Raw genomic sequence first — 12,083 nt, forward strand, 5'->3', positions numbered from 1 at the left:
TTTACGCCCGTTTTCTTAAAAATACACACCAAACAGTTTATCATCAGCAGATAAGTCCTCTGGGCAAATCTTTCTGCCGAAGGTGAGCAATGGATTAGTACCTTTGTAGAAACAGGAGCAGACCGCATGGAGCCTACCCAACCGTCGTCACCCAGGCCAAAGAAAAATTCTGAGGTTAAACCTTACCTGAAATATTCTGGTTTGGCGTTCCAGATGATTGCCATAATGGGAGGCGCAGCATTGGGTGGCCGCAAGTTAGATGCCTACTTCCAGAATGAGACGCCCTGGTGGACATTGGGGCTTCTAGCAGTGGCGGTTTTTGCCAGCATGTATTCTGTAATTGTGTCCTTAACCCATAAGAAGTAAGATCTGGTGAATTTTATTAGAGGCATGCTTTTGCTCACCGGATTGGTGATTCTTCTGATCATTGCCCTGCTCCAATTCACAGGAGATGGATTGGTTCATTCCTATATCTGGCTTATGTTGGGCTTCTTTGTGTTTGTGACCTGTTTTTCCCATTATGTGGCAAACCTGGGTCTCAGGCATGATTCTGAGAACTTACATGCTTATTATTTTGCCTCCATGGGCATACGCATGGTGCTATCTATAATAGTAGTTTTTGTATATAGATACTTCCATGAAGAGCAGGTAGTACAATTCGTCATAAACTTTTTCGTCCTTTATTTTATTTATACCGCATTTGAAATCTACGCTTTGTTGAGTAACTTGCGCCGAAATTCAAAAAAGCATGCATAGGGCAATGCACTTATATAAAACCATTGCTTATAATCCGCTCTGAATGAAGAAGATACTTTTAATTCTGCTTTCTTTTCTTACTTTCTCCGCCCAAGCGGCAGAATCTGCCGAAGGTGAGGAATTTAGTCCTGGTGATATGATCATGCACCACGTAGGTGATGATTATGTATGGGAGTTTGCACACGGTGTAACACTGCCTTTGCCAGTTATATTATACGGGGAGAATGGATTAGATATTTTCTCTTCCAGCAACTTCTTCAATGAAAACCATGAATTGCAGCCTTACAAAGGGTATGTGATGGAACATGGCCATATTTATTATGCCAACGAAGAAGGTGAGCCAAGAACGGTCAAAGGAGAAAACGGCGAAGAAAAGCCTGTAGGTCCCATTGATTTGTCTATCACCAAGAACGTGGCTTCCATGTTCGTAAGTGTGCTCCTGCTGTTTGTTGTGTTTTTGTCCATTGCTGGGTCATACAAAAAGAACCGTGGCCGCGCGCCAAGAGGCCTTCAGTCTTTCTTTGAGCCCATCATTGTGTTTGTGCGTGATGATATCGCCAAAACCAACATTGGTCCTAAGTATGAGCGCTATATGCCGTACCTGCTGACGATTTTCTTCTTTATTTGGTTTAACAACCTATTGGGTTTGATCCCAGGTGGTGCTAACCTGACCGGTAACATAGCGGTGACTTTGACGCTGGCGGTATTTACGTTGTTGATTACTGTATTTAGCGGTAACAAGTCTTATTGGGGACACATCTTCAACACACCTGGTGTTCCGTGGTGGTTAAAGTGGGGTATTCCAATCATGCCGCTGGTAGAAGTAATAGGTATCTTCACTAAGCCATTCTCCTTGATGGTTCGTCTTTTTGCTAACATCACAGCAGGGCACATCATCATTCTGAGCTTGTTTAGCTTGATCTTTATCTTTGAAAGTGTGGCCATTGGTCCGGTGAGTGTGGCGTTTGCTACGTTCATGAACTTTCTGGAGTTGTTCGTAGCCTTGTTGCAGGCCTACATTTTTACGTTGCTGTCTGCCATGTACTTTGGTGGTGCGGTAGAAGAGCACGATCATCATACTGACTTGGGGCATGGTGATGCTCCTCATGTAGTAACTGCTCATTAATCTGAATTCCTTTTTTTTAACTATATATATACTACTATGTTGTTAGCATTATTGCTTCAAGCGTTTTCTTTAGGTGCAGGTTATGCCATCATGGGTGCCGGTATCGGTGCTGGTTTAGTGGCTCTTGGTGCCGGTTTGGGTATCGGTAGAATCGGTGGCTCTGCCATGGAATCTATTGCAAGACAGCCAGAAGCTGGTGGACAAATCCAGACTGCCATGATTATCGCTTCTGCTCTTATTGAAGGTGTTGCCCTGTTTGGGGTGGTTGTTTGCCTTCTGATTTCTTTCATTCGCTAAGAAAGCATTTGTTGCGTCTCCCGTCCTGACGATTGGTCTGGACCGGGAGACGTCAATAAAGGAGGAGTAGCATTAGTAGTAGTTATAGTTGAGAGAAAGCTTTTCTCTAAAAATAAACTTTGTAAAATGAATCCATTAGTAACCCCTAGTATCGGATTACTTTTCTGGCAAGTAGTCACCTTTTTGGTGGTGCTTTTGCTGTTGTCAAAGTTTGCGTGGAAGCCTATCATGAAGGCTCTTCGTGAGCGAGAAGAAAATATTGATGCTGCTCTAAGCATGGCCGAAAAAGCTAAGCTGGAAATGCAGGCGTTAAAAGCAGATAACGAGCGTCTTTTACACGAGGCCCGTGCTGAGCGTGAGCGTATCTTGAAAGAAGCAACTGACGCGGCTACCCATTTGGTGGAGAATGCTCGTGCTAAAGCCAATGAAGAAGGCCAGCGCATGATTGAGCAGGCCCGTGTTTCAATTGTGAATGAGAAAAAGGCAGCCTTAACTGAGGTGAAAAACCTGGCCGCTACCTTGTCCATTGACATTGCAGAGAAACTGATCAGACGTGAATTGCAAGATGCCCAGGCGCAGCAAGCACTGGTTAGGAGCTATCTGCAGGAAACGCCGCTTAGCTAAGAACGGACGGCGAGCTGCTTCCCGCCCCGGAAAAGGAAGCGAATCGTTTTAAACACGCAAGAGAAAAAAATGTCAGACGAAAGAGTTGCCTCCCGGTACGCCAAGTCTCTGCTGGAACTGTCTCAAGAGCAAGGATCATTGGAGCAAGTATATGCAGATATGCTTTCCTTCACCAGAGTCTTGAACCAGAACCGTGATCTAAGCTTAGTACTGCGCAACCCGATTATAAAGCACGATAAAAAGCTCTCTATTCTTACTGCTGTTTTTGGCGGTAACATGGCTGAGCTTACCATGGCCTTTTTCCGGATTATAACCCAGAAACACCGTGAGGCGGTTCTGGAGTCTGTGGCTCAGGAATTTGTGACACAGTACAATCTGCTATCAGGTATTCAAAAAGCAACGGTGACCACTGCCGTTCCGCTTACCCCAGAGTTACGGGCTACTTTCCAGCAAATGGTGGCAGAACGTACCGGTGGTATGAAGGTAGAGTTGAAAGAAGTGGTAGACCCGGCTGTAGTAGGTGGGTACGTATTGCGCATTGGAGATCAACAGATAGATAATACTATCAGAACCAGTGTGCAGAGATTGAAAAACAAGTTTAAAGAAAATCCATACATTACTAAACTATAATCATGGCAGAAGTTAGACCTGATGAAGTATCAGCGATTTTAAGAGAACAGCTGTCAAACTTCAGAACAGAAGCTGAACTAGAAGAAGTTGGTACGGTTCTGCAAGTTGGTGACGGTGTTGCTCGTATCTACGGCTTATCCAAGGCACAGTCTGGTGAGTTGTTAGAGTTCGAAAATGGTCTGCAAGCCCTTGTTCTTAACCTTGAAGAGGACAACGTGGGTGCGGTATTGTTGGGTGACTGGAGCGACATCAAAGAAGGTGACACAGTTAAGAAAACAAATAAAATTGCCTCCGTTCGCGTAGGTGATGGCATGGTAGGCCGCGTGGTAAACACCCTTGGTCAGCCAATTGACGGCAAAGGCCCATTAGTGGGTGAGCTGTACGAAATGCCAATTGAAAGAAAAGCACCAGGTGTTATTTACCGTCAGCCGGTAAATGAGCCGATGCAGACTGGTATCAAGGCAATTGACTCTATGATTCCGATTGGCCGTGGCCAGCGTGAGTTGATCATTGGTGACCGTCAGACAGGTAAATCTGCCGTAGCGATTGACACCATCATCAACCAAGGTGAGTTCTTTGACCGTGGTGAGCCTGTATTCTGTATTTATGTAGCCATTGGCCAGAAAGCCTCTACCGTAGCACAGATTGTGAACGCGTTGGAAGCTAGTGGTGCCATGCGTTATACCGTAGTAGTTGCTGCTCCAGCGGCTGACCCAGCTCCGTTGCAATTCTACGCGCCGTTTACCGGTGCGGCTATTGGTGAGTTCTTCCGTGATACCGGTCGTCCTGCATTAGTAGTATATGATGACTTGTCTAAGCAAGCCGTAGCTTACCGCGAAGTGTCTCTGTTACTTCGTCGTCCTCCAGGACGTGAGGCGTATCCAGGTGACGTATTCTATCTGCACTCCCGTTTATTAGAGCGTGCGGCTAAGATCAACGCATCTGACGCAATTGCCCGTGACATGAACGACTTGCCAGAGTCTATCAAGCACTTAGTGAAAGGTGGTGGTTCTTTGACCGCTCTTCCAATCATTGAGACCCAGGCTGGTGACGTTTCTGCGTATATCCCAACCAACGTGATCTCTATCACAGATGGTCAGATCTTCCTGGAAACTAACTTGTTCAACTCTGGTATCCGTCCGGCTATCAACGTAGGTATCTCGGTATCTCGCGTGGGTGGTTCAGCTCAGATCAAGTCCATGAAGAAAGTGGCTGGTACGTTGAAACTAGACCAAGCGCAATTCCGTGAATTGGAAGCCTTCGCTAAATTTGGTTCTGACCTGGATGCTGCTACTAAATTGACCATTGAGCGTGGCCGTAGAAACCTGGAAGTATTGAAGCAAGCTCAGTTCTCTCCGGTAGCGGTAGAAGATCAGGTAGCTATGATCTACTGCTGTACCAATGGCCTGATTGATGACGTGCCAGTGAATGAGGTGCGTACATTTGAGAAAGACTTTACCATGACTCTGAATGCGCAGCACCGTCCGGTACTGGATGCATTAAGAGCTGGTAAAATTGATGATAATGTGACCGACACGCTGAAGCAAGTTGCGCGTGACCTCACAGCCAGATATCGTAAATAATTAAACCAACAGAAGAGGAGCATAGCGGTGACACGCATGCTCTTTTTTCTCTGTTTATACTTGACGCAAGTTAATGGCAAGTTTAAAAGAAGTACGTAACCGTATTGTATCTGTAGGGTCAACTCAGCAAATCACCAAAGCCATGAAAATGGTAGCGGCTGCTAAATTGCGTAGATCCCAAGATAATATTATGCGCATGCGTCCGTACGCCCAGCGTCTGAACAACATTTTGACCAATCTGTCTAACGTGCAAAACGAAGACGGAGGCAACGTGTATGCTCAGAAGCGGGATGTGCAGCGGGTGTTGATTATTGCTGTTACCTCAGACAGAGGGTTGTGCGGCGCTTTCAACTCTAACGTGATGAAAGCGGTGAATGTCCTCATCAATGAGCGTTACGCTACTCAGGCAGCTGCAGGTAACATTGAGATCATGGCCATAGGAAAGAAAGGCCATGAGTACTTCACCAAGCGCAACATGCCTACCGTGGGTGACTACACTACTGTGTTCGGGAATCTATCTTTTGAAACAGTACGAGCAGCTGCTGAGCAAGCCATGGAAGGTTTTAGAACCGGACGTTTTGATCAGATTGATTTGGTATACAACGAATTCAGAAATGTTGCTACCCAAATCATCCGGACAGAGCAGTTCCTGCCTATTCAGGAGAAACCCCAGGAGCAAGTTGCGAACCAGACTGAGTCTGATTACATCTTTGAACCTTCACAGGAAGAGATTGTGGAGCAGCTGATTCCTAAGTCTCTGAAGATTCAGGTGTACAAGGCCGTTTTGGAATCTAATGCCTCTGAGCATGGTGCCCGTATGACCGCTATGGACAAGGCTACTGAAAACGCTGGTGAACTATTGAAGCAATTGAAACTTACCTATAATCGTACGCGGCAAGCTGCCATTACCACTGAGATCCTTGAGATTGTGGGTGGTGCTGAAGCACTTGCGGCCTCAAGATAAGTTTTCCCATACCTCTATTTGCAGCGCCCATTGAAAGATGGGCGTTTTGCTTTTTAGGGATATGTTACCAACAGATTAAATTTCTCCGGTTTTGAGGAAAAGGATAAGTAGAGTAACTTGCCCTATTATATTTACCTTTTAAAGCCTCTTTTATTAAAAAGGTCTTAAAACTGAGAGTACAATTATAGTAGAATGACAGGAGGAGTAAGTAGGATATGGGTTTTGGTATTCGCCATGCTAATAGGCATGTCTCCCGCCATTGCTCAAAGAAAAAAATCAAAGAGTAAAGCCCCTGAGAAACCAAAACTGGTGATAGGCATAGTGGTAGACCAAATGCGCTATGATTACCTGTACCGCTATTGGGATAAATACTCAGCCAATGGGTTTAAGAGACTTGTAGGAGAGGGATTTAACTTCCGGAACAACCATTACAATTACGTTCCCACCTATACAGGGCCGGGCCATGCTTCTATCTATACCGGTACCACTCCCTCTATGCATGGCATTATAGGGAATGATTGGTACAACCGCGCAACGGGTCACAATATCTATTGTGCCGAGGATAAATCAGTGAACACGGTAGGGAGTTCTTCGCAGGCTGGGCAAATGTCACCGGTGAACATGATTGCTTCCACCATCACTGATGAGCTGAAGCTGGCCACAAACCAGAAAAGCAAAGTGATCGGGCTAAGCCTGAAGGATAGAGGATCTATCTTGCCTGCAGGCCATGCGGCAGATGCAGCCTATTGGTTTGACGGAAGCAACGGAAGCATGATTTCCAGCACCTACTACATGCAGCAATTGCCGGCTTGGGTGCAGGCCTTCAATGACCGTAAACTGCCAAACCAGTACCTGAGTCAACCCTGGACCACGTTGTTGCCAATTGCGCAATACACCCAAAGTACAGCAGATGACCAGGCGTTTGAAGGTACTTTCGTTGGAGAAGAAAAGCCAGTGTTCCCGCATAACATTCCCGCCTTCCGTGGAAAGACATTTGACCTTTTACGGTCCATTCCTGCGGGCAACACTTACACCAAAGAATTTGCAAAAGAGGCCATTAGGGCAGAGAACCTGGGCAAAAACACCGTCACAGATTTTCTGGCAGTAAGCTTCTCCAGCCCGGATTATATTGGTCACCAATACGGTCCAAACTCTATTGAAGTCGAAGACACTTACCTGCGTTTAGACCAGGACTTAGCAGATTTATTGAAGTTTGTAGACGACCAGCTGGGCAAAGAGAATGTGCTGATTTTCCTAACTGCTGATCATGGTGCTGCCCATAACCCAACTTATTTAAAGCAGTTACGTATTCCGGCGGGGAACACCAACATAGGTGTTATGACTGATTCGCTTAAAAAGCACCTGAATCAGAAGTTTGGGACGGCTGACTGGGTGAGTGCCTTTGTGAATCAGCAGGTATATTTCAACCATGCAGTGGTAGAAAGCAAGAAAGCCAACTTGGTGGAATTGCAGGAAGAAACGGCTCGTTTCATGCAGCGCTTTCCCGGTATTCTACGCTCGTTCAGCGCAGATGCCTTGATGAAATCACATTGGGAAAGAGGCTTGGGTATGTTGGTGGAAAATGGCTACATGCCGTACAGGTCTGGTGATGTAATGGTTACGTTCCAGCCGGGGTGGTATGAAAACTATGGACGGGGAATGCCTAAAGGCACAACGCACGGTAGTCCTTGGGCGTATGATACCCACATTCCGCTTCTGTGGTACGGGTGGCAAATACCGGCCGGAGAGTCTACGGTACGAACAGAGATTATTGATATTGCGCCAAGTATTGCGGCGTGGCTGCGCATTCAGGAACCCAACGGAACCATGGGGCGGGCTTTATTAGAATATGTGCGGTAAGTCTACTGCTAGAAAATAAATTAGATATAGATAAGCAAGATGTTAGAAACCACGAAAACAGATTACTTCAATCCTTGGCATCAGGTAGGTTACGGCGAAAGCGCTCCTAATATTGTAACTGGTATTATTGAAATTCCGAAGGGCTCAAAAGCTAAATACGAATTGGATAAAGACAGTGGCATGCTCAAGCTGGACCGCGTTTTATTTTCAGCAGTGCATTACCCGGCCAATTATGGCTTTATCCCGCAGACGTACTGTGATGACAAAGATCCACTAGACATCTTGGTGCTTTGCTCTATTGATGTAGCGCCTATGTGCCTCATTGACGCCAAAGTGATTGGTGTGATGCAAATGATTGACAACAATGAGGAAGATGATAAAATCATTGCGGTAGCTGCTAATGACATGTCTGTTAAGCACATCAATGATATCTCTGAGTTGCCTCCACACACCCTGTTAGAGATTCAACGCTTTTTTGAAGATTATAAGAAGCTGGAGAACAAAGAAGTGATTGTAGAGAACTTCCTGGGCCGTGAAGATGCGTACAGAATCATTGAGCAAAGCATAGAGCTGTACAATACTACCTTCAGAGCAGACAGCTAAGAAGCGTAAATCATCATATTGGAAAGCGCCACTACCTTCAAAGGGAAGTGGCGCTTTTAGTTTTACACCATTTTGAAGGAAACACGCTCGAAACAGGAAAATAGTGTTGCACCTATGTTCCTGTCCAACGTACTTTGTCAGAGAGTTGGTAAAGAAAGCCATGGACCAAGTAGAAGCATGAGGATCCCCCTGCAAATCCTGAATTTTATTCTGTACAGTAATATTTTTATTTCCATCTGTGCCGCGGCGCTTGTGTGGGAAACCTATTTGTTAAGCGGAATTCCCATCTCTCTGCGCTTGGGCGGAATCGTTTTCTTCGCTACTCTTTTTGTCTACAACGCAGACAGCCTTTTGCCTTACAAGTTCAACCAGGAAGGAGCCTCCAGTTCCCGCTCACAATGGATTCAGGAGCATAGACTGGAGCTGACGTTTATCTCAGTAGCAAGTGCCTTGTGTGCGGTATTCCTGTACTGGACGGCCATCTTTGAACTCAACTTCTGGTTTTTGCTGCATCTTTTTGTGGTGGCCGGACTCTATTCTGTGCCGGTAGTGCCCGAGGGGGAACGCTACATTCCCTTGCGCGATATTCCTTTCCTAAAGGTATTTCTTATTGCCTACGTGTGGTCTGCCGTTACTGTACAGCTCCCGCTCATGGAGGTAGACCGGGATTTATTCTCTTCTGGTAACTTTATTCTTTTTCTACGCCGGCTCCTGTTTCTCTTTTCCCTCACGCTGGTTTTTGACATCAGAGACATCTACAAAGACAAACTCACCAGCACTGTTACCTTCCCCACCAAATGGGGAGTGCAAAATACCAAGAAGTTAGCTTTGTTCGCCCTGCTCCTGTACGCCGTTTTATTGCCTGCAGGTACGGCCCCTTACATGCGGATTGCCTTGGGCATAGCAGGTGTTGGAGCTGCGCTAGTTGTGTGGAAAGTGCATGAATACCGGTCCCAATACTACTTCCTGGTGCTAGCAGATGGGATGATGCTGGTGCAGTTTCTGCTAGTTTGGTTTCTAACTTATATATAGCCTTAACGCTGTTCTGTAAGGCCACAGCAGCAAGAACTACCTCTTTACTATATTAGCAATCCTTCCTGTTTCTGCACTCTTTTCAGGAAAGTATACAGGAAGCAGCGTATGATTGATTTAACTTCTATTTCTGATTTAGGTGTATTTTCCTGAAAGCGGCCCCTAAATACTTGTAAAGGTCAGAAGCGATGAGGGAAGCTTCTCCTTCAACTTCCGCCGCTATGTCTCCCGCTAGTCCGTGGAGGTACACTCCCAATTGACAGGTCTCCAGTGGCGAATAGCCCTGCGCACGCAAAGCCGTCAGAATGCCGGTAAGCACATCGCCGGTGCCGCCGGTAGCCATGCCCGGGTTGCCGGTAGTATTGAAAAAGAACTCCTCGGTAGGTGTACCAATACAGGTATGCGCCCCTTTCAGGATGACATAGCAGTCATGCTCTGCGCAGAAACTTTGGAGCAACTGCAGGCGGTGGAAATCATCGGTGGCGGGACCGGTGAGGCGCTCAAACTCTTTAGGGTGGGGCGTAAGAATGCTGTTTGCAGGCAGGTTCTGGCGCAACAGCCGGTCAGAGGCCAACAGGTTCAGGGCATCGGCGTCTAAGATCAACGGCGGAAGCTTTTGCCGGAACAGACTTTCCATGGCCAGTCTGGAGTCCTCGGCTTGTCCCAAGCCCGGTCCTATGCCAAGGCATTGGTATTTGGAAAGGTCCTCCGGAAATTGGGAAAGGTGCTGCTCGTGCGCATCGGTGAGTACCATGGCCTCAGGCACGGCGGTCTGGAGAATGGTATAACCCGTTGTGGGCACTTGTACCGTTAACAGTCCTAGCCCGGCACGCAAGGCAGCGTGCGCACTCATGGTAATGGCCCCCATTTTTCCATAACTGCCTCCTACTAACAACGCATGGCCAAAGGTGCCTTTGTGAGAGAATCTGGACCGTGGCCGAAGAACATTTTCAATCAAGCCGTGGGTCAGAAGCTGGTGCGGCGTTTCAACCTGAGCCAGAAATTCGGGGTGCAAACCAATGGGAAGCACGTGCCATTCTCCTGCGTATGAACCTGACGCGGGGAGTAGAAATGCCAGTTTAGGCTGTTCAAAGGTAAGGGTATAATCTGCTTTGATAACCGCTGTTTGGGCAGGAGTAGGAGCGTCCGTAAACAAGCCGGAGGGAATGTCAATAGAGACAACCGTGCCTTGGTGCTGGTTCAGATACTCAACTACTTCGGCATAGATTCCTTCTAAAGGCCGGGAAAGGCCAGTCCCGAATAGCCCATCCACGATCACAGCTTTTAGGGGAACAGCTGGTAAGTCTGACGTAGTTTGGACGTTAGTTACTGGAATTGCCTGCGGCAGCCGCTCCAGGTTCTGCGAAAAATCTGCCGACTGATTCTGGCCTGTCTCCACTAAAAAGACCTGAACGTCATAACCATCATGGTGCAACAGACGGGCCACCGCCATTCCGTCGCCGCCGTTGTTGCCGGGTCCGCAGAAAAAGTAAAAAGGAACTTCTGGAGAGTACTTCTGCTTCAGCCAATCTGCCACTGCGCCTGAGGCCCGCTCCATCAAGTCAATGGAAGAGATGGGTTCCTGCGCAATGGTATACGCATCGGCGGCACGGGTTTGGGCGGCAGAGAGAATCTTCATAGTTTAATTGCTGGTTGTTAATTGTTGATAGTTCTCAAATAAGGCAAAAAATGCCTTGCATCAGAGTGTCCTTCTATACGGTGTTTTTCATCAATTTTCTGAAAACAACCAACAATCAGCAACTAGCAATCTTTAAAACTGAAGTGCAAAGCCCATTCCCAGTTGTCCGTTAGGTAAGACGGTAGGCGAAATGCTTCCATTCAGGCCTTTGTTGCGCATAAGGCGGTTATGGATGAAGTAGACGGTGTTCACTGACAAGATTCCCACTCCTGCTCCCGCCAGCACATCGGCCATCCAGTGTTCGTTATTTAAAACGCGCATGACGCCCGTGGCGGAGGCAATGGTGTAGCTTCCAATGCTGATCCACTTGCTTTTGCCTCTGAACTCTTTGTCTACCAGGGTGGCAATGGTGAAAGCGTACGCCGTATGCCCCGAAGGGAAAGCCCTGGGTAACCCATTAGGCCGCTCCTGCCCAGATAAGATTTTGGTGGGGTAAACGACTAAGGTGGTCAACGCCCCGGAAGCCAGTAACAGGCCACTCTGCCGCCTGATGTCATGCTTGTTCTGCGACGAGAAAAGGTTAAAACTGTACAAACCTACAATGGGCACAAAGAAAAGGTAATCATCTACCTTCGTGCTGAAGTGGGGAAAAGCTTCGCGGGCGTCCTGGCTGGCGTCATAGCTGCTGTAGAAGCCGTTGTCTTTGATGGTGGAAATACCGGCGGCCATCAGCACAACCGAAGGCAATACAGCCCGTTTCAGGAAGCGGCTTGTCTTCGGAACTTCTTCTACAGAATAACCGGGTGCATACCCTGTTGAAGGGCGGGTAACGGTAGTGTCGGAGAGCGGGGTCTGGGCAACAACTCCGGTAGACACAGAAATCCACAGAAGACAAGTCGTCAGAAAAGAATTGATAGTCAAGTTGGGTAGAAGTTTATGTTATAAATCGGCTTTTAAATAATAGAAGGG

The 12,083-nt window shown here is 47.1% G+C and carries 13 protein-coding genes; 11 read left to right on the forward strand and 2 right to left on the reverse strand.

Annotated elements, in window-relative coordinates; all coding sequences use genetic code 11:
* Positions 1–126: 126 nt before the first annotated feature.
* The 11 genes from DC20_RS09685 to DC20_RS09735 all read left to right on the forward strand — a co-directional run bounded on the left by DC20_RS09685 (position 127) and on the right by DC20_RS09735 (position 9,475).
* Entirely contained in the window at positions 127–366 is a 240-nt protein-coding gene (locus tag DC20_RS09685) for an AtpZ/AtpI family protein (protein WP_062543650.1), read from the forward strand.
* A 6-nt stretch (positions 367–372) separates the two neighbouring features.
* Positions 373–756 carry a hypothetical protein gene (locus tag DC20_RS23070; protein ID WP_062543651.1) on the forward strand — a complete coding sequence of 128 codons (384 nt, stop codon included), beginning with the start codon at positions 373–375 and terminating at the stop codon, positions 754–756.
* A 43-nt stretch (positions 757–799) separates the two neighbouring features.
* A complete protein-coding gene (gene atpB, locus DC20_RS09695; RefSeq protein WP_062543652.1) occupies positions 800–1,882 on the forward strand; it encodes a F0F1 ATP synthase subunit A in 1,083 nt (360 codons plus the stop codon).
* Positions 1,883–1,918: 36 nt separating this feature from the next.
* The gene (gene atpE, locus DC20_RS09700; protein ID WP_062543653.1) at positions 1,919–2,179 is read left to right on the forward strand and encodes an ATP synthase F0 subunit C; all 261 of its coding nucleotides are present in this window, start codon (positions 1,919–1,921) and stop codon (positions 2,177–2,179) included.
* 126 nt (positions 2,180–2,305) lie between these two features.
* Positions 2,306–2,803 carry a F0F1 ATP synthase subunit B gene (locus DC20_RS09705; protein ID WP_062543654.1) on the forward strand — a complete coding sequence of 166 codons (498 nt, stop codon included), beginning with the start codon at positions 2,306–2,308 and terminating at the stop codon, positions 2,801–2,803.
* 69 nt (positions 2,804–2,872) lie between these two features.
* On the forward strand, positions 2,873–3,433 hold the full coding sequence (gene atpH / locus DC20_RS09710) for an ATP synthase F1 subunit delta (RefSeq protein WP_062543655.1): 561 nt from the start codon (positions 2,873–2,875) through the stop codon (positions 3,431–3,433).
* Between the two features lie 2 nt (positions 3,434–3,435).
* Positions 3,436–5,016, forward strand: a complete 1,581-nt coding sequence (atpA, locus tag DC20_RS09715; protein ID WP_062543656.1) for a F0F1 ATP synthase subunit alpha — start codon at positions 3,436–3,438, stop codon at positions 5,014–5,016.
* A gap of 73 nt (positions 5,017–5,089) precedes the next feature.
* Positions 5,090–5,980 carry an ATP synthase F1 subunit gamma gene (gene atpG / locus DC20_RS09720; protein WP_062543657.1) on the forward strand — a complete coding sequence of 297 codons (891 nt, stop codon included), beginning with the start codon at positions 5,090–5,092 and terminating at the stop codon, positions 5,978–5,980.
* Positions 5,981–6,172: 192 nt separating this feature from the next.
* Positions 6,173–7,840 (forward strand): alkaline phosphatase PafA, encoded by a 1,668-nt coding sequence (gene pafA, locus DC20_RS09725; protein WP_062543658.1) that lies wholly within the window; start codon positions 6,173–6,175, stop codon positions 7,838–7,840.
* A gap of 39 nt (positions 7,841–7,879) precedes the next feature.
* Complete coding sequence (locus DC20_RS09730; RefSeq protein ID WP_062543659.1) at positions 7,880–8,443, forward strand: inorganic diphosphatase; 564 nt, start codon at positions 7,880–7,882, stop codon at positions 8,441–8,443.
* 177 nt (positions 8,444–8,620) lie between these two features.
* Positions 8,621–9,475, forward strand: coding sequence for a UbiA prenyltransferase family protein (locus DC20_RS09735; protein WP_062543660.1), 855 nt, complete (start codon positions 8,621–8,623; stop codon positions 9,473–9,475).
* 124 nt (positions 9,476–9,599) lie between these two features.
* On the opposite strand, the gene DC20_RS09740 is transcribed toward DC20_RS09735, so the two are convergent.
* Positions 9,600–11,114 (reverse strand): bifunctional ADP-dependent NAD(P)H-hydrate dehydratase/NAD(P)H-hydrate epimerase, encoded by a 1,515-nt coding sequence (locus tag DC20_RS09740; RefSeq protein ID WP_062543661.1) that lies wholly within the window; start codon positions 11,112–11,114, stop codon positions 9,600–9,602.
* Between the two features lie 132 nt (positions 11,115–11,246).
* Positions 11,247–12,035 (reverse strand): phosphatase PAP2 family protein, encoded by a 789-nt coding sequence (locus DC20_RS09745; protein WP_062543662.1) that lies wholly within the window; start codon positions 12,033–12,035, stop codon positions 11,247–11,249.
* Positions 12,036–12,083 lie beyond the last annotated feature (48 nt).

Source organism: Rufibacter tibetensis (assembly GCF_001310085.1).
Lineage (GTDB): Bacteria > Bacteroidota > Bacteroidia > Cytophagales > Hymenobacteraceae > Nibribacter > Nibribacter tibetensis.

Excerpts from the sequence above, each read along its gene's own strand:
- DC20_RS09685 (WP_062543650.1), top strand. The coding sequence starts at position 127 with ATGGAGCCTACCCAACCGTCGTCACCCAGGCCAAAGAAAAATTCTGAG.
- atpB (WP_062543652.1), top strand. The coding sequence starts at position 800 with ATGAAGAAGATACTTTTAATTCTGCTTTCTTTTCTTACTTTCTCCGCC.
- atpE (WP_062543653.1), top strand. The coding sequence starts at position 1,919 with ATGTTGTTAGCATTATTGCTTCAAGCGTTTTCTTTAGGTGCAGGTTAT.
- DC20_RS09705 (WP_062543654.1), top strand. The coding sequence starts at position 2,306 with ATGAATCCATTAGTAACCCCTAGTATCGGATTACTTTTCTGGCAAGTA.
- atpH (WP_062543655.1), top strand. The coding sequence starts at position 2,873 with ATGTCAGACGAAAGAGTTGCCTCCCGGTACGCCAAGTCTCTGCTGGAA.
- atpA (WP_062543656.1), top strand. The coding sequence starts at position 3,436 with ATGGCAGAAGTTAGACCTGATGAAGTATCAGCGATTTTAAGAGAACAG.
- atpG (WP_062543657.1), top strand. The coding sequence starts at position 5,090 with ATGGCAAGTTTAAAAGAAGTACGTAACCGTATTGTATCTGTAGGGTCA.
- pafA (WP_062543658.1), top strand. The coding sequence starts at position 6,173 with ATGACAGGAGGAGTAAGTAGGATATGGGTTTTGGTATTCGCCATGCTA.
- DC20_RS09730 (WP_062543659.1), top strand. The coding sequence starts at position 7,880 with ATGTTAGAAACCACGAAAACAGATTACTTCAATCCTTGGCATCAGGTA.
- DC20_RS09735 (WP_062543660.1), top strand. The coding sequence starts at position 8,621 with ATGAGGATCCCCCTGCAAATCCTGAATTTTATTCTGTACAGTAATATT.
- DC20_RS09740 (WP_062543661.1), bottom strand. The coding sequence starts at position 11,114 with ATGAAGATTCTCTCTGCCGCCCAAACCCGTGCCGCCGATGCGTATACC.